Here is a 17,022-nt window from a genome sequence, read left to right on the forward strand (position 1 = left end):
TTTCAGTTTTTTATTCAATTTGTCGCTTTAAACCGCTAAACTACGCTGTTTTTACAAATTGATTGCTTTTCCTAACATAACAAAAAATTTTTTGACAATTTCGCGAAGTATTAGGGAGTGAAGGTAAAAATACTCCAAGAGGTGGGAAACTTCTGTACCTACCGCTATGCTTTCGGTACAAAAAACCTTTTGTAACTGCCGTTGCACTTACGTTACTAAAAAATTTACTGAAAGCAGTTAAAAATTTTTTCTAATTTTAGCTAACTTTTTATAATTCGAAAGACGTCTAATCATTAGAAAATTAAATCATTAAAATTAAAGGAGAAATTAATATGAAAAAAACAATAAAAAAATCTTGGATGATTGTATCAGCACTAACAATAGGGATGGCTGTCTTCACGCCACATCAAGCTGAGGCAACAACAGCAAAAACAACAAACCAAATAACTGTTCAAGCTGAGCAACAAATTAAAGGAACGATTAAAAGTGTTTACGGAGATAGCATCACAATCAAAGGAAAAGACGGTAAAAATTATTATATCGGAATTCAGAATTTTTCAGATGAGCAATTAGAAAAAATGAAGTTAGTAGAAGGTCAAGAAATCTCTGTAGAAGGTAGCTTAGTACAAGATTATTCAGATTTCTACACGTTTAACGTCTATAAAAAAGACTTACCTAAAGAAATAACAAAAGTTGATTTGGCTAAATTAGAAAAATTGTTTAATCAAATGAAGAAGTTAGAAAAAGAAGAGAAATATGAAGAAGTAGATAAAATTAATCTTGAAATGGATCAAATCACAAAGCCGTATATTTTAGCTAGCTGGGTACCTGTATCCTTCGAAGAGTTCATGGAAGAGTATGGATTTGGTGAAAAAAATATAGTTATTAAAGAAAAAGATAAAAAGCAGCTGAAAGATATTTATCAACAGTGGATAAAACTAGAGAAATCTGGTAAAGAAGAAGCAGCACAAACAAAATTTGATGAATTTCAGAAGGTTCTTCAACCTTACCTAGATGCATTATATCCACCAGTACCATTTGAAGAATACATTTCAGATATGGAAGTAGATATTCCGACTGAAGCTTTACCGAAACTAAAAGCGGTTTATAAAGATGCTCAAAAAGCAGATGCTGATAAAAATGATCAATTATCTGAAAAGCTATGGAATGAATTCAATGAAATGATTAATCCTTACATGAAGCCACTTAGCTTTGAAGATTACATGTCTAACTTTGATTTTGAAATCAAAGCAAAAGATAAAGCGCAATTAAAAAAGCTTTATGAAGAAGCAACAGCTCTTGATAAAAAAGGTGACTATGAAAAATCTAGTGAAAAATGGGTTGCTATCGACAACATTTTAAATCCATATTATGAAGCAAATAAAGAAATTCTAATCTCAGCTTCTAAAGTAACAATAAACGGCAAAGTTTACCTTACACAGCATAAATAAGTAAAGGTTTTCGGGCTAATCCTAAACGTCATTGAAAAATGATTTATGGGATTAGCCTCTTTCTTTTCTTACGTGGGTCCTAGATTTTTTATTAACACAACTGCTACAGGATTAAGTATTTCAATATAATATATTTCAGAAATCTCAGTTATGCAGATGTTAGCACAACAATAAGCATTTTAGTTTTACACATGACCCTTTACAAACTAGCATAAACATTGATATGATTGCCTTTGCTTTACGTGGTTCGTAACCATCCCACGCAAAAAAACTAAGGAGAAATAAATAGATGAAAATAAAATTTTTAGCAACGAGTGGCATTATTGCAGCGCTCTACATTGCTGTTACATTGCTAGTCACGCCATTTGGCTTTACAGAGGTGCAGTTCCGCGTATCTGAAATGTTCAATCATCTAGTTGCCTTTAATCCACGCTTTGCCGTCGGGATTATTATTGGTGTATTTATCTCTAATATATTTTCACCACTGGGCGTCTACGATTTAGTTTTCGGTGTAGGGCATTCGATGATTACACTTGGACTGTTCATTCTTATTTGTAAATTTGTCAAAAATATTTGGGCACGTTTAATCATTAATACATTGTTATTTACATGCACAATGTTCATCATTGCCTTTGAATTGAACTTAGCTTTAGAGCTACCATTCTTCTGGACATGGTTAACTGTTGCTGCAGGTGAATTTGTTGTCTTAGCGGTCGGTGCACCTATTATGTATCTATTGAATAAACGCTTAAACTTCAAAAATTTGATTTAAAAGACGGATCTTTTTTAGATTCGTCTTTTTTAATATCTTGACAATATTCTGAAAATATTTTACAATTCTTTTCAATATAATGCTTAGAAGAAGATTAGTAGCAAGTAGTAGTACTTGTAGAGAGCTGATGGTTGGTGTAAATCAGTAGTACATACTTGTGAATGGACTTTGGAGCAGCCTCATTAAATGTGAGGTCGAATTTACTCCCCGTTACCGGAGTACGAAAGCGCGCAATTTTTGCGAATGAAGGTGGCACCACGGTTACTCGTCCTTTTTATAGAAGGATTGGAGTGACTTTTTTTATGGAAAAAATCAGATTAGAGGAGTCGAGAGCAGATGAGTACAGTAGTAGAGAAAAAAGGATATTTCGGTGAATTTGGCGGTAGCTTTGTTCCCGAGGAGCTTCAAAATGTTTTAAATATTCTAGATGAGCACTTCCAAAAATTCAAAGATGAAGAAGATTTTAATAAAGAGCTAGATTATTATTTCCATGAATATGTTGGGCGAAAATCCCCACTTTATTTTGCTGAAAATTTAACAAAACAATTAGGTGGCGCGAAAATTTATTTAAAACGCGAAGATCTCAACCACACAGGTTCACATAAAATTAATAACGTCCTTGGACAGATTTTATTGGCAAAGCGCATGGGTGCTAATCGTGTTATTGCCGAAACAGGTGCAGGTCAGCATGGTGTAGCAACTGCAACTGCTTGTGCAATGTTCGGGATGGATTGCACAATTTATATGGGCTTAGAAGATACAAAGCGTCAAGCATTGAATGTGTTCCGTATGGAGCTTCTTGGCGCAAAGGTAGTAGCTGTTGATAAAGGGCAAGGCCGACTAAAGGATGCTGTAGATGAAGCATTTGCTGATTTAGTAGAAAACTATAAAACGACTTTCTATTTACTAGGTTCTGCTGTTGGACCTCACCCATTCCCTTCAATGGTGAAACATTTCCAATCAGTCATTAGCCGTGAAAGTCGCGAACAAATTTTAGAAAAAGAAGGAAAGCTACCCACAGCAGTACTTGCTTGTGTCGGTGGCGGTAGTAATGCGATCGGTGCGTTTGCAGAATATATTGCAGATGAGAATGTTCGCCTCATCGGTATTGAACCAGATAAGGCTGCAACATTAAATGAAGGAACACCAGGTGAATTACATGGTTTCAAATGTTTAGTACTGCAAGATGCTGAAGGCAATCCCCTACCAACTTATTCGATTGCCGCTGGACTAGATTATCCAGGAGCTGGTCCGGAACATAGCTATTTAAAAACAATTGGTCGTGGAGAATATGTAACGGTGACAAATGAAGAAGTGCTTGAAGCATTCCAAGTGCTGTCAAAAGTCGAGGGAATTATCCCTGCACTTGAAAGCTCTCACGCAGTTGCACATGCACTAAAGCTTGCTCCATCATTATCCCCTGATGAGAGTATTATTATCAATATCTCTGGCCGCGGAGACAAGGACGTAGAACAAGTATTCCAAATGTTAAACAGATAATGAAATGTAATGAAACGAAAGAGCGACTTCCCTTTGTGGAAATCGCTCTTTTGACTATACCAATGAACTTAATTTCGGATAAATTTCTGCCACATTATCTCGAAGCTTAGCTTTTAGGAATTTCCCAACTGATGTTTTTGGAATTTCCTCTAAAAATACAACATCATCCGGCACCCACCATTTTGCAAATTGACTTTCTAAAAATGCAAGAAGCTCCTCGTCGGTTGCTGACTTTCCTTCCTTCAATACAACGCAAGCTAGCGGACGTTCTTGCCATTTAACATGCGGAATTGCAATAACCGCTGCTTCCAAAACAGCATCATGGGTCATTAACGCATTTTCTAAATCAACTGAGGATATCCACTCTCCTCCTGATTTAATTAAATCCTTTGTACGATCTGATATTTTAATAAAGCCATCCTCTGATCGCACCGCAATGTCCCCTGTATATAACCAGCCATCTCGATAGGCATCAGCCGTTCGTTCATCACGATAGTACTCGTGTGAAATCCATGGACCTCGTAAACGTAATTCACCCATCGTCTCTCCATCCCACGGTACTTCTCCATTGTCATTAATAATACTCGATTCAATACCGGCCATCGTCATTCCTTGCATAGCTCGCGATTCAATTTTCTTTTCAATTGGCCAGTCTTCCATCCAAGACATATAATTTGATAATGCTACAATCGGCGTTGTTTCCGTCATCCCATATACAACAATATACGGAATGCCATATTGCTCTTCAAATGTACGAATAAGACGGGTTGGTGAAGCAGAACCACCACAACAAATGGCACGTAGCGAACTTATATCTCGTTCACGCTTCTCTTGTTCCTGCAACGCCCCAATCCAAATTGTCGGCACTCCAGCTGTTAATGTAATCTTCTCCTGCTCCACTAAATCCAAAATTATTGCCGATGTAAATTGTGGACCCGGAAGCACCTGTGTCGCACCTACATTGACACTTGCAAACGGTAGACCCCATGCATTTGCATGAAACATCGGTACAATTGGCATCACAACATCACGCTCGGAAATGCCCATTGAATCAGACATACTCAGCATCATACTATGTAACACTAAGCCTCGATGTGAATAAACAACACCCTTTGGATTTCCTGTTGTAGCACTTGTATAGCACATTCCAGCGGGCTCCTCTTCCCCTAAATCCTCTGGGAATTGATAGTTTTCATCTGCTGCTGCCAATAAATCCTCATATGATAACGCATTCGGTAATGTCGTTTCTGGTACAGTATCCTCATCCGTCATAATAATAAAATGTTTCACTGTCTTAAGCTCAGGCGCAATGTTTTCTATGATTGGTAACAAATCAACATCAATTATTAAAATCTCATCTTCTGCATGATTAATAATATAAGTTAAATGCTCTTCTGATAAACGAATATTCACCATATGCAAAATAGCACCAGAACACGGTACCGCAAAATAGGCCTCTAAGTGGCGATGCTGATTCCAGGCAAAGGAGCCAATCTTTGTTCCCCTTTTCATCCCCAGCTTTGTTAGCGCATCTGCTAAACGACGTGTCCTTTTCGCCCACTCTCCATATGTTAAACGGTGAATCTTCTGTGGGCTCGTTCGTGAAACAATAGTCTTTCTAGCAAAATAACTTTCTGCTCGGTTAAAAAAGCTTGTTAATACTAACGGCGTCTGCATCATAAAAACCATCCATCCCTTCGTCTTGTGAACTGCCTCTCCATTACCTTTGTGAAATACTAATAAAAATATAATTGAATACTATTAATATTCTGAATATGATTATATTTGAAAATTATAAATTACGCTATATATTCCAATAATTTTCTTTTTATTGTTAACTTTTTCTAAAAATAACTTATTAGCATGCGTGTGATTGATTTCCGTTCCGACTGGGCACTTTCCTGGGGAGCGAGTCTCCACTCCAATCAATTTATATACACGGTATACATTTAAAAATGTCATCCCAATTTTTAGTGATTGCCCGTAAAAATAAAAAAGACGAAGAAAACTGAATTGTTTTCTTCGTCCTTTTATCAGGAATATTTATGAAATGGCCTTTTTGTGTAGTTTGATTTTTAATTTTTCTAGCATATCAACTGTCATTTTTGCTAAATCATACTGAGCTTTAAAGCCCCATTCTTTCTGTGCCGCTTCTATATTTATAGAATTTGGCCAACTATCTGCTATCGACTGACGTACTGGATCTACATTATAATCCATACGGAAATGTGGTAAATGCTTTTTAATCTCCGCCGCAATTTCAGATGGCTCAAAGCTCATTGCAGTTATATTAAAGGCATTGCGATGTATTAGTTTGCTACTATCCGCTTCCATTAAATCTACAATAGCCTGCAATGCATCTGGCATGTACATCATGTCCATGTACGTGCCTTCTTGAATATAAGATGTATACTTACCTTGCTCAATCGCCTCATAGAAAATCTCAACTGCATAGTCAGTCGTACCACCTCCAGGAGGCGTTACATATGATATTAACCCTGGGAAACGTACACCACGAGTATCTACACCAAAACGATTGAAATAATAATCACATAATAGCTCGCCAGCTACTTTATTTACCCCATACATTGTTGTTGGGCGTTGTAATGTATCCTGAGGCGTATTATCCTTCGGTGTCGAAGGACCGAACGCGCCTATTGAGCTCGGTGTAAAAAATTGCAAGTTTAACTCACGCGAAACCTCTAGCGCATTCATTAAACCGCCCATATTTAAATTCCATGCTAGCAATGGATTTCTTTCTGCTGTTGCTGATAGTAACGCCGCTAAATGCATCATTGTATCAGCACCAAAATCCTTCGCTAACTCATGCATTCTTTGTCCATCCGTCACGTCCAATAATTCAAATGGACCCTTAATATTTTCAAGCTTTCGAACATCTGTCGCTAACACATTGTCCTCTCCATAAATACCTCGAAGCTTTTCTACAAGCTCAGAACCTATTTGACCAAGTGCTCCTGTAACCATTATCTTTTCCATTTCTCCAAACCTCCACCTGTGAACAATTGTACTTTCGGAAAGTACAATAATATATAAACAAACATTGATTTAATAACATTTTCGATGATTTTTATTATAAAGTGTTCACATTAAAAATACAACCATTATCTTTTTCATTTCGACAATCCTAACGCACAATCCTTTACTACCAGTATATGAGCCCTATATAATATTGTGCTGATAAAACAAATAAAATACATATGTACACCCCGAATGTACATTTGTCCATTTTTCCGCATAGCAACAATATTAATTTCTTGATGACCGGAACGGAAATCAACCATACGTTATGGTGAGGAGCCAAAAAAAGAACCTTTATTGTATACATTTACAAAGAAAGGTCCAATTATTCTTATTAAATTGAGAAACGCTTTACCGCTATTTGTAAAACTTTTGATACCTTACGTAACTCTTGTATATAATCATGGAATTGCTGTTGTGCGGTTAATTGAGCAGCTGTTAAAGTAGCTACATGTTTAGTTGATGATGCATTTGTATCTGAAAATGACGTTAACATGACCGCATCCTCATTAACCTTTTTCGTATGATTGGCAATCTCTTGCACGGTTGCAGATACTTCCATTATATACGGCTTAATTGTATGTACTTTTTCTAAAATTTGATCAAAGCTTGTTGCCGTATCCCCGGTTACATGTACACCCTTTTCAGTTGCGGCTAACACACCCTCCATCATTTGCACAGCATAGTTTGAATCTAAATGAATGTTTTGTACTATGGACGTAATCGTTTGTGTTGACTGAACTGTCTGCTCCGCAAGCTTACGTACTTCATCGGCCACAACCGCAAATCCCTTACCATGCTCCCCTGCTCTAGCAGCCTCAATGGATGCATTTAAGGCTAGGAGGTTTGTTTGTGCAGTAATTTTTTCAATTACCTCGACCATTTGATCGATCGTAGAGGCCCTTTCTACAAGATTAAAAATGGCTGTATTCGATTTTTCAACTGCACGCTTAATCGCCTGTATTTGTGTTAAATTTGCTTGGACAATTTCCGTACCACTTTCTGCATCACGTGCAGTTTTATGAGCAAAATTTTCAACAACCTGTACTTTTTCTAAAATTACTTGGACACCATTCAGCACCTCCTCTAGAGAAGCTGTATTGGAAGCTAATTTTGTTGTAGAAGCAGCTGTTGAATCTGAAATGGACTGCACATCCTTTGCAATTTTGACTGTCGTATTAGACGACTGCTCTGAGGATTCCTGCAGCTTTCCAGACATTTCTTCTACCTCATATGCACTATTTGTTACTGTATGAAGTAGTCTTTTCACCTCTGTTGCCATTTGATTGTATGACAATATTACCTCGCCGAGCTCATCCTGTGCCACATAGCTGGCATTCGCTGTGAAATCCCCCTGCTCTGCACGCTTTAATAGTGACTTCAATTGACGTGTTGGTATATTTACAGCTTTCGTTGCTATTAACCCTATAAAAATCACTAACAGAACAACAAATAAACACACTCCACCCAATAGCCAATAACCGAATTGCACATCGTCCTGATATGCCTGTTGCTGTTCCTTAGACCTTTGGACCAAATAGCTTTGAGTTTCTTCTAATAATGTATGACTTTGCTGGCTTACGGGTAAATATGACTGAACATAAAACTGTTGTTGTTCATTTTGATCTAATTGTTTATAGCTATCAACCAGTTCTATCTGCTGTGCTAGTAGGGACTTGTATTTCTTCACCTGGTGATCCATCTTTTTATCAACTTCTAGATTTTCTAAATAACCTAAAGGCTGCTCAACATTTTTAAAAATGGCTGTCATTTCTTGATAAGTCCCAGCTGAATCTACTAAATAATCTAATTGTCGTTGTGATTCCTCTAGTTCATTTAACCATCCAATCGGTACAAGCCCCTCTGAATAGCTTTCACTTGCATGCCATGACATTTTCCGTAAATAATCAACACTAAAAACACCTAGCAATACATTCGATAGTACACAAACAATCATTAGTACTAGTAGCTTGTCTTTCACCATTATGTATCGAAAAAAACGCATTATCCTTGGCTCCTTCTCCAACTCTTACCAATAATCATAGTATGAAGATATAAAGCCAGTGTTATGTTTTTGTAAAAATTGTACGAAGAGTTGTAAATAGCTATTATTTCAATGTAAACTTATCATCCGCAAATGGTACATTCCATTAAGGCACACACACTTTCCACGGGGGACACGATAATCATCACTAAGGATTATCGGACTCCCCAGAAAGTGCTAAGTCAGAACGGGAAAACCCCTCATTTTGCCAAACAGTCATACCGATAGTTTTTCAACGACATGTAATCAGAAGAAGTACCCCCTCACTGATTACATTTTCAATTTATGAATACTATCAATTACAACCTCTATGATTGTATCAAGATCCTCTTGTGCAATCGTAAGTGGTGGAGATAATGTTAATACGTTATTAAAGCCTGCAACAGTTGCACCATTTTTACCTATGATGACACCTTGCTCCTTACATCTCGCAATAACAGCATTTACTTTATCTACCGGTAAAGGCTCCTTCGACGCTTTATCAACAACTAATTCTATGCCAATTAATAAACCTTTTCCCCGAACATCCCCTACATTCGGGTGCGTGCTCAATGCTTGTTGAAGTGTTTCAAGCGTAGCAGCTCCAACCTTACTAGATCTTTCAAATAATGCTTCTTGATTAAGAATTTCAATATTTTTTAATGCGACCGCACATGCCACAGGTGACCCACCAAATGTATTGACATGTCGGAAATAACCGTATGCATCAGAGCCAGTGAATGCTTCATAAATTTCACGTTTCACTGCTGTAGCCGATAATGGTAAATAAGCACTTGTAATTCCTTTTGCCATTGTAATAATATCCGGCTTTACACCGTAGTTCATAAATCCAAATGGCTTACCTGTTCGACCAAAGCCACAAATTACTTCATCTACAATCATTAAAGCCCCATGCTTTTTACACACTTCCTCAATGCCCTTTAAATAATTTTCCGGAGGCATGATGACGCCCCCACCTGTAATAATTGGCTCTAAAATCATAGCGGCTATTGTTTCACTTAGCTCCCATGTCATCGTCTTATCTACAGCTTTTACGCTTGCCAAATCCATTGGAGCAAGTGCGTCACTTTCATGTTCTCGATATTGATCAGGTGGTGCTACATGGATAAAGCCAGGAGATAATGGCTCATACTTATACTTTCGTTCCGCTTGCCCTGTAGCAGCTAAAGCACCAAAGGAATTGCCATGATATGCACGGTAGCGGGAAACAATTTTATAACGCGAGCTCTCTCCTTTTTGTTGATGATATTGGCGCGCAATTTTAAACGCTGTTTCATTAGCCTCTGACCCACTATTAGAGAAGAAAATAACATAATCTCCCCCAAGCATTTCATTAATCTTTTCAGCCAGTTCAACAGCTGGTAAATGTCCTTGCGATAATGGAGCATATGCATTTTTCAGCATCTGCACATGTGCAACATCTGCTAATTCCTTGCGTCCGTAGCCTACGTTTACACACCACAATCCTGCCATTGCATCGATGTATTCTACTCCCTCTGTATCAACAATTCTCGCGCCATTTGATTTTTCTACCACATATGTTGCTTGTGGATTGTAAGGTTTCATTGAATGCCATACATATTGTTCATCTTTCTTTAAAACATCACTTTTAAGATTTACTTGAACCATATTGATACACCCCTTCTTGTTATGTTCACTTATTCACATCGTTATTACTCGGGAACGCGAATGAACTTGTCGTATCCTCTGTTTCATCTGGCCATCTTTCAGAAATCGTTTTCGCTTGCGTAAAGAATCGAGCTTGGTCAGGTCCAAACATATGCCCTTCACCAAACTTCGATCGCTTCCATCCACCAAAGTTGTGATAGCCAACTGGAATTGGAATCGGAACATTCACGCCTACCATACCTACTTCAATTTCTTCTTGGAATTTACGCGCCGCCGAACCACTACTCGTAAACATCGTGACACCATTCCCGAGTTCGTGATCATTAATTAAATCAATCGCTTCTTGTAAAGTTTCAACGCCCACAATAATACGCGCAGGGCCAAAAACCTCTTCTTTAAAAATAGTCATATTTGGTGTTACATTGTTTAACAATGTTGGTCCAAGATAAAAGCCTTTAGATGTTTCACCTATTTTTGGATTCCGCCCGTCCGTGACAAGATTTGCACCTTCTGTAATAGCTTCGTCTATATATCGAACAATGGTATCTTTTGATTGTTGCGTAATAACTGGACCAAAATCAACTTCGTCATCTGTATATGGACCAACCTTTAATTTCAAAACTTTCTCCTTTAATATCTCTGTAAAGCGTTTTTCAATATCTTCTCCAACAACAATCGCTCCAGAAATGGCCATACAACGCTGGGACGCGGCTCCAAATGCTGCACCTAAAAAGGCATTAGCTGTTTGCTCCAGATTTGCATCCGGCATAACAATCATAAAGTTTTTCCCTCCACCAAATGCAGCGACACGTTTATTATGCTTCGTTCCTGTTTGATAAATATACTCTGCAACAGGTGTTGATCCAACAAATGAAATTGCTTGTATCTCTTTATTTTCTAGCAGTTCATTTACCGCATCTTTATCGCCATTTATGACTGTCCAAATTCCATCTGGCAGCCCTGCCTCTTTCCATAATCTACTTAAGTATAATGCCGAAATTGGCACGCGCTCAGACGGCTTTAAAATGACGGCATTGCCAACCGCTACAGCCATACTTGTAATTGCAAGTGGGACCATGACAGGGAAATTAAACGGCGCAATTGTCGCAACAACCCCAAGTGGTGATTTTGCAGAGAAGGCATTAATATTGCCGCCTACATTAACGGAATATTCCCCCTTCAGCATTTGCGGGGCACTTATTGCCATATCTACGGATTCAATGCCACGAACAATTTCACCTTTAGCATCTTCCTTCGTTTTCCCACTTTCCTCACAAATCACTTCAATTAGCTCATCCTGTCTTTCTATTAATAGCTGACGGAAACGATGTAAAACCTCAACTCGTTTGCCAATCGATGTCCTTTTCCACGCAGGGAAGGCTGACTTTGCTAGCTGGATCGCCTGCTTCACCTCATCTCTTGTTGCTAACGGAACTTGTGCGATGACCTCTCCTGTTGTTGGATTATAAACTTCCGAATAACGACCACTTGTACCAGTTGTTTCAATACCATTGATAAAATGTGATAGCGATTTTATTTTTTGTTGAACTGTCATAATTTCCCCACTCCTCATTTATTGTTGTTTAAAATCTAATTCTTCCTTTTGGAAAATAGAGCTTGCTTCATCTATCGGGTCAGGCGACTTTCTTTTTTTGGTCATCGATTCCACGGCTCTGTTACGTCTTTTATTAAAATTATCGCTTACAAAAATTTTACAAGTTCCATAGATTCGAAGTAATAGACAAACTGTAAAATTCTATACTTTTGTTTTAAACATAGTGTAAAATAGATTCAATATTCACAAAACATAGTATTTTTGTTTATTCAAGCTGAAATCGCGCATTAATTAGAAAACTAAGCAAGGATTTGTGTTAAAAGGAAGGAGGATAAAAATGTTTAAGCTTCAAGTGAAAGATGTATTAGAAAATACATATTTTCAAAGTGCGGAGGTCGTAGCTGGTGAGGATGGATTGTTACGGATTGTAAAATGGGCCCATGTCATCGAAATTATCCAAGTAGATAATTTTCTAGCTGGTGATGAATTGGTCTTAACAACAGGGATCAGTCTTCAACATCGCCTAGAGGATTTTATCTTTTTTGTAGAATCCTTAATCCAAAAAAATTGCGCTGCATTATGTATTGAATATGGCACTTCCATACAAGCCATCCCGGAAGTGATCGTAGCTCTCGCCAACCGTCACAGCTTCCCTATCATCGTTTTTCATGACACGGTTCCTTTTGTCCGCATTACACAGGATTTACATAGTCAAATAATGAATCAACAATATTTAATGATTTCCACTTTAGAATCCTACTCTCAAACGTTAAATAAAAATGCTCTATTAGGGCAAACCGCGGAAGATATTTTACAAAATATGTATAATGAATTAAAGACACAAATCATCTTTTCTATTAAAGGTCGAGAGCCTATCTTCTTTCCAAATATGTCGCACAATAAGCGCCAACAACTATTAACGATAAAAAAAACAGCATCAGTATTAAAACATGAACCAATCTTTATTTTTGATCAGCATTATGCAGATTTATCTCTCTATAGGGAAGATGGTCGATTCTCAGAATTCGAATTACTTATTTTAGACCGAACAGCTACTGCGTTAGCACAGCTATTAATGCGGGAATTTTATATTGAGGAGAAAAAGGACATTGAAGATGCCACTATTTTAGCGGATTGGATCGATCAAAAACTATCGAAAGAGGAAATTTATAAATTTATCGTAGCACATCATTCTAACTATCATTTTTCTAGCGGAGCTGTCTTTATTTTAGCATCTCCTAATGCCGTCTCTAAGGTACAAGAGGATATTGTCTATAGTAAGCTCTACTATCGAAACCTTTTTGAGCAAAATGGATTTATACCATTTTTATTTGAGAGAAAAAGCTATGTCATTTTTATTTTGCTCCATACGAAGGATAGTAAAGCGAGTCGCGAATTATTAAATACGTTAGTTTCTTCTCTCCAAAAAACCGACTTTTATAAAAAACAAATGGTGCAGGGTTATCAAGTAGCTATCGGCAAAGTCATTGCAGACGTAAAAGAAATTCCGAAGAGCTATCAAACTGCGCTCGAAACATTGTATATTTGCAGTAAAGTACAAACAACTTCTTATTTTTACGATGATTTACATTTGTATCACTTAATCTATAAATTACAGATGCAAGTAAATTTACAGGAAGTCATACAAGATTATTTGCAGCCTGTTATTGAATACGATAAAAAATATAACAGTAAGCTGTTAGAAACACTGCAGGTATACTTACAAACGAATGGCTCCAAACAGCAAACAGCCAATCAATTGTTCATCGTACGCCAAACGCTCTATCATCGTTTACACAAACTTGAGAGTCTCTTAGGTGAAAATTTCATGAAGGGGCATAATCGGATTACACTTGAATTTATGTTGCTCGCTAACTCTTTAATCGAGGAAAAATCTTAGTTCTCGGGTTTAGCGGCGATGGTCTCGGGTTTAGCGGCGATGGTCTCGGGTTTAGCGGCGATGGTCTCGGGTTTAGCGGCGATGGTCTCGGGTTTAGCGGCGATGGCACGCTCAAGATCACTTTGTTCCTTGAGCGTGCCCACCATGCTAATTTTCAGCAACTACCCCACTATATAATCCAGGTCTGCGGTCGTCGTAAACAGGAATTCTACCTCGTACTTCATCAACAATCGAAAAGTCCACATCAATGACAGCGACCTCTTCATCCTCCGCGCCAACCCAAAGTACTTCGCCCCACGGCTGAATAATCATGGATTGACCATTGAAATTTTCTACCTTTTTCGAAATACGATTAACCGCGATCACGAAGCATTGATTTTCAATAGCACGTGCTTGTAGCAATGTTTTCCAATGATCAATACGTGGTGTCGGCCATTGCGCTGGGACGAACAATACCTTTGCACCCTCTAAAGCGTGAGCGCGTAGCCATTCAGGGAAGCGGATATCATAGCAAATCACTCCCGCAGCCTCGATGTCTCCCAGTGCAAAGCGATTCATTTCATCCCCGGCTTCTAAATATAAATGCTCGTCCATTAAACGGAAAAGATGCGCCTTGCTATATTCACCTACTAGTTCACCGTGCTTATCAAACGTATACATTGTATTGTAAAATTTATCGCCCTTCTTCGTCGAAACAGAGCCACCAACAATATGTACACCAAGTTCTTTGGCTAGATCTGATAAAAATGCTTTCGAACGCTCTCCATCAACATCCGCAAGCTCCGGTAAACGTTCAAGTGCATAACCTGTATTCCACATTTCTGGTAGTACAATAATTTCTGCACCTTGTTTTGCCGCTTCACGAATCTTGTCCTCAGCGCGAGCAAAATTTTCTTCTACTTTACCGAAGCCTACATTTAATTGGATACACCCTATTTTCATTGTTATTCCTCCTCTAGACTGTACTTTTCTGTATTTTATACTACAATAAAACAACCTTACTTCCATAGTTTTAGCTCAATGTTCAGATTAATATTTCACCACTTAATACTCGAACTGCCGAGCCCGCAATTGCCACATCTTTTATTTTTGGCGTAACGTATAATAATCCACCGCGTTTTGAAAGCTGTTTGCTAACGATGCTTTCTTTTGATAATTTTTCACACCAGTAAGGTCCTAGCGCACCATGAGTGGAACCATTTACATGATCTTCATCAATGCCTTGTGCTGGAGAAAAAAATCTTGAAACAATATCAATCCCTTCATCCTTAGAAATACTCGTAATACAAACACCACGTACAGGGAACTGTTTCATCGCATGAAAATTAGCTTTGAAATCTGCAATATACTCTTCGTGACTTAGCTCCACTATATAATCCAATTCTGTTTTTCCTACATATGTTGGCTTCATACCAAGCCATTCTTCAAGCTCCAAAGGACATTCAATCTCTTCTAACTGATACTTTTGAATTGTTATTTCAACTAGCTCATTAAACCAAATCGCTTGCAAAGGACCACTAAAAGTTTGGAATGTAATTGAAGAATTGACGGGTACAATCCCTTGTTTCCAAAGTAAAAAAGCACTAGCAATTGTTCCATGTCCACAAATCGGTATTTCCTTTGCTGGCGTAAACCATCTAAGAAAAAAATCATTATCCTTCTTTTGGACAAAAGCTGTTGTTGGTACGGAGATTTCCTGAGCAATTTTCTGCATGGTCGACTCAGGTATTGCCGTATCAAGTAAACATACTGCAGCGGGGTTTCCCTTGTAAAGTTCTGTAGTAAAAGCATTGACGATAAAATATGAGACTTTGTTCATTTTTCCTACCCCCATATACGTATTGGGTCGCTTATAGTTTTTGAAAATGCTCTAGACAATTACTAAAAAAAGTAATAATATGTGCATCATATCTTTAATAATTATTATATTCTGAAAAAGGTGAACATGCATGGAATTCTCAAAAAAACTACAGCAACTCCCAACTCAATTTTTTGCAGCACTTGTGCAAAAAGTAAACGCTGCTCTAGCAGAAGGGCGCGATGTTATCAATCTTGGTCAAGGCAATCCAGATCAGCCTACTCCTCCCCATATTATTCAAGCACTACAGGAGGCAGCTGACAATCCTCAAAATCATAAATACTCTCCATTTCGTGGTATCGCAGAATTACGTCAAGCAGCAGCTGACTTCTACAAACGTGAATACAATGTGGACATTGATCCTGAGACAGAAGTAGCTATTCTCGGTGGTACGAAAATTGGTCTTGTTGAATTACCGTTAGCCGTTTTAAACCCTGGCGACACAATGCTATTACCTGATCCTGGTTATCCAGATTACTTATCGGGTGTTGTATTAGGTGATGTTAATTTTGAAGTGATGCCACTTTTTGCAGAAAATAGTTTTCTGCCTGATTATCATACTTTATCCAATGAAGTAAAAGAAAAGGCGAAGCTTCTTTACTTAAATTATCCGAATAACCCAACTGGTGGTACTGCAACAATTGAATTTTTCGAGGAAACAGTACGCTTCGCAAAAGAGCACAACATTATCGTATCACATGATTTTGCCTACGGAGCAATTGGATTTGATGGCAATAAACCTATCAGCTTCCTGCAAGCTGACGGTGCAAAAGATGTCGGCATTGAAATGTATACATTATCCAAAACGTATAATATGGCAGGCTGGCGCATTGGTTTTGCCGTTGGTAACCCTGATCTTGTTGCAGCCATTAACCTTATTCAAGATCATCTATTTTGTAGTCAATTCCCTGCAGTGCAACAAGCAGCGGCAGTTGCACTTACTGCTTCCCAAAGTTGCGCTGATAAGCTAAGAGCGACTTATGAGCGTCGACGAAACGTCCTGATCGAAGAAGCTCAGCGAATTGGTTGGCAAGTAACAGCACCTAAAGGCTCTTTCTTTGCATGGCTACCTGTCCCATTAGGTTTTACGAGTGAAGAATTTGCCGATTTACTGCTCGACAAAGCCGATATTGCAGTAGCTGCAGGCAACGGCTTCGGCCAATATGGTGAAGGCTATGTGCGGGTTGGTTTACTTGTTAGCGAAGACCGCCTACGTGAAGCGATCGATAGAATTGAAAAATTAAACTTATTTAATGTATGAGCGTTTCCTTTAT

13 protein-coding genes, 1 riboswitch and 1 other annotated feature are annotated in these 17,022 nt (G+C 38.1%); of the genes, 5 read left to right on the forward strand and 8 right to left on the reverse strand.

The genetic code is table 11. The features are described 5' to 3' along the window. Positions 1–332 precede the first annotated feature (332 nt). The 3 genes from ACVWXS_RS07605 to trpB all read left to right on the forward strand — a co-directional run bounded on the left by ACVWXS_RS07605 (position 333) and on the right by trpB (position 3,723). Complete coding sequence (locus ACVWXS_RS07605) at positions 333–1,451, forward strand: hypothetical protein (RefSeq protein ID WP_456957323.1); 1,119 nt, start codon at positions 333–335, stop codon at positions 1,449–1,451. 236 nt (positions 1,452–1,687) lie between these two features. Then, a riboswitch (PreQ1 riboswitch) is annotated at positions 1,688–1,732 on the forward strand. Positions 1,733–1,740: 8 nt separating this feature from the next. Then, positions 1,741–2,223 (forward strand): QueT transporter family protein, encoded by a 483-nt coding sequence (locus ACVWXS_RS07610; RefSeq protein ID WP_368636097.1) that lies wholly within the window; start codon positions 1,741–1,743, stop codon positions 2,221–2,223. Between the two features lie 75 nt (positions 2,224–2,298). Continuing rightward, positions 2,299–2,499, forward strand: a binding site (T-box leader). A 60-nt stretch (positions 2,500–2,559) separates the two neighbouring features. Further along, a complete protein-coding gene (gene trpB / locus ACVWXS_RS07615) occupies positions 2,560–3,723 on the forward strand; it encodes a tryptophan synthase subunit beta (protein WP_456957326.1) in 1,164 nt (387 codons plus the stop codon). Between the two features lie 54 nt (positions 3,724–3,777). Here trpB and ACVWXS_RS07620 read toward each other — a convergent pair whose 3' ends face one another. From ACVWXS_RS07620 to ACVWXS_RS07640, 5 genes are all read right to left on the reverse strand, one after another. Next, a complete protein-coding gene (locus ACVWXS_RS07620; RefSeq protein WP_456957328.1) occupies positions 3,778–5,403 on the reverse strand; it encodes a long-chain fatty acid--CoA ligase in 1,626 nt (541 codons plus the stop codon). A 363-nt stretch (positions 5,404–5,766) separates the two neighbouring features. Next, positions 5,767–6,720 (reverse strand): L-threonine 3-dehydrogenase, encoded by a 954-nt coding sequence (locus ACVWXS_RS07625; RefSeq protein WP_456957330.1) that lies wholly within the window; start codon positions 6,718–6,720, stop codon positions 5,767–5,769. A gap of 376 nt (positions 6,721–7,096) precedes the next feature. Further along, positions 7,097–8,767 (reverse strand): methyl-accepting chemotaxis protein, encoded by a 1,671-nt coding sequence (locus tag ACVWXS_RS07630; protein WP_456957332.1) that lies wholly within the window; start codon positions 8,765–8,767, stop codon positions 7,097–7,099. A gap of 309 nt (positions 8,768–9,076) precedes the next feature. Next, positions 9,077–10,435 (reverse strand): aminotransferase, encoded by a 1,359-nt coding sequence (locus ACVWXS_RS07635; RefSeq protein ID WP_456957334.1) that lies wholly within the window; start codon positions 10,433–10,435, stop codon positions 9,077–9,079. 25 nt (positions 10,436–10,460) lie between these two features. After that, entirely contained in the window at positions 10,461–11,990 is a 1,530-nt protein-coding gene (locus ACVWXS_RS07640; RefSeq protein WP_456957336.1) for a CoA-acylating methylmalonate-semialdehyde dehydrogenase, read from the reverse strand. 337 nt (positions 11,991–12,327) lie between these two features. On the opposite strand from ACVWXS_RS07640, the gene ACVWXS_RS07645 reads away from it, so the two are divergent. After that, a complete protein-coding gene (locus ACVWXS_RS07645; protein ID WP_456957338.1) occupies positions 12,328–13,890 on the forward strand; it encodes a PucR family transcriptional regulator in 1,563 nt (520 codons plus the stop codon). On the opposite strand, the gene ACVWXS_RS07650 is transcribed toward ACVWXS_RS07645, so the two are convergent. From ACVWXS_RS07650 to ACVWXS_RS07660, 3 genes are all read right to left on the reverse strand, one after another. Then, positions 13,887–14,051: a hypothetical protein gene (locus ACVWXS_RS07650; RefSeq protein WP_456957340.1), complete on the reverse strand. Its 165-nt coding sequence runs from the start codon at positions 14,049–14,051 to the stop codon at positions 13,887–13,889. The two genes, ACVWXS_RS07645 and ACVWXS_RS07650, sit on opposite strands and share 4 nt — an antisense overlap. Next, entirely contained in the window at positions 14,038–14,832 is a 795-nt protein-coding gene (locus tag ACVWXS_RS07655; RefSeq protein ID WP_368636086.1) for a carbon-nitrogen family hydrolase, read from the reverse strand. Before ACVWXS_RS07655 ends, ACVWXS_RS07650 begins: the two co-directional genes overlap by 14 nt. 82 nt (positions 14,833–14,914) lie before the next feature. Then, on the reverse strand, positions 14,915–15,709 hold the full coding sequence (locus tag ACVWXS_RS07660) for a PhzF family phenazine biosynthesis protein (RefSeq protein WP_456957342.1): 795 nt from the start codon (positions 15,707–15,709) through the stop codon (positions 14,915–14,917). Between the two features lie 130 nt (positions 15,710–15,839). On the opposite strand from ACVWXS_RS07660, the gene ACVWXS_RS07665 reads away from it, so the two are divergent. Next, a complete protein-coding gene (locus tag ACVWXS_RS07665; RefSeq protein ID WP_456957344.1) occupies positions 15,840–17,009 on the forward strand; it encodes an aminotransferase class I/II-fold pyridoxal phosphate-dependent enzyme in 1,170 nt (389 codons plus the stop codon). Positions 17,010–17,022 lie beyond the last annotated feature (13 nt).

It is taken from the genome of Lysinibacillus sp. TE18511, from assembly GCF_054062295.1.

What these genes read in the sequence shown, in the direction of transcription:
- ACVWXS_RS07610 (WP_368636097.1), top strand. Translation starts at nt 1,741, where the DNA reads ATGAAAATAAAATTTTTAGCAACGAGTGGCATTATTGCAGCGCTCTAC.
- ACVWXS_RS07635 (WP_456957334.1), bottom strand. Translation starts at nt 10,435, where the DNA reads ATGGTTCAAGTAAATCTTAAAAGTGATGTTTTAAAGAAAGATGAACAA.
- trpB (WP_456957326.1), top strand. Translation starts at nt 2,560, where the DNA reads ATGAGTACAGTAGTAGAGAAAAAAGGATATTTCGGTGAATTTGGCGGT.
- ACVWXS_RS07605 (WP_456957323.1), top strand. Translation starts at nt 333, where the DNA reads ATGAAAAAAACAATAAAAAAATCTTGGATGATTGTATCAGCACTAACA.
- ACVWXS_RS07665 (WP_456957344.1), top strand. Translation starts at nt 15,840, where the DNA reads ATGGAATTCTCAAAAAAACTACAGCAACTCCCAACTCAATTTTTTGCA.
- ACVWXS_RS07645 (WP_456957338.1), top strand. Translation starts at nt 12,328, where the DNA reads ATGTTTAAGCTTCAAGTGAAAGATGTATTAGAAAATACATATTTTCAA.
- ACVWXS_RS07620 (WP_456957328.1), bottom strand. Translation starts at nt 5,403, where the DNA reads ATGATGCAGACGCCGTTAGTATTAACAAGCTTTTTTAACCGAGCAGAA.
- ACVWXS_RS07625 (WP_456957330.1), bottom strand. Translation starts at nt 6,720, where the DNA reads ATGGAAAAGATAATGGTTACAGGAGCACTTGGTCAAATAGGTTCTGAG.
- ACVWXS_RS07630 (WP_456957332.1), bottom strand. Translation starts at nt 8,767, where the DNA reads ATGCGTTTTTTTCGATACATAATGGTGAAAGACAAGCTACTAGTACTA.
- ACVWXS_RS07660 (WP_456957342.1), bottom strand. Translation starts at nt 15,709, where the DNA reads ATGAACAAAGTCTCATATTTTATCGTCAATGCTTTTACTACAGAACTT.
- ACVWXS_RS07640 (WP_456957336.1), bottom strand. Translation starts at nt 11,990, where the DNA reads ATGACAGTTCAACAAAAAATAAAATCGCTATCACATTTTATCAATGGT.
- ACVWXS_RS07655 (WP_368636086.1), bottom strand. Translation starts at nt 14,832, where the DNA reads ATGAAAATAGGGTGTATCCAATTAAATGTAGGCTTCGGTAAAGTAGAA.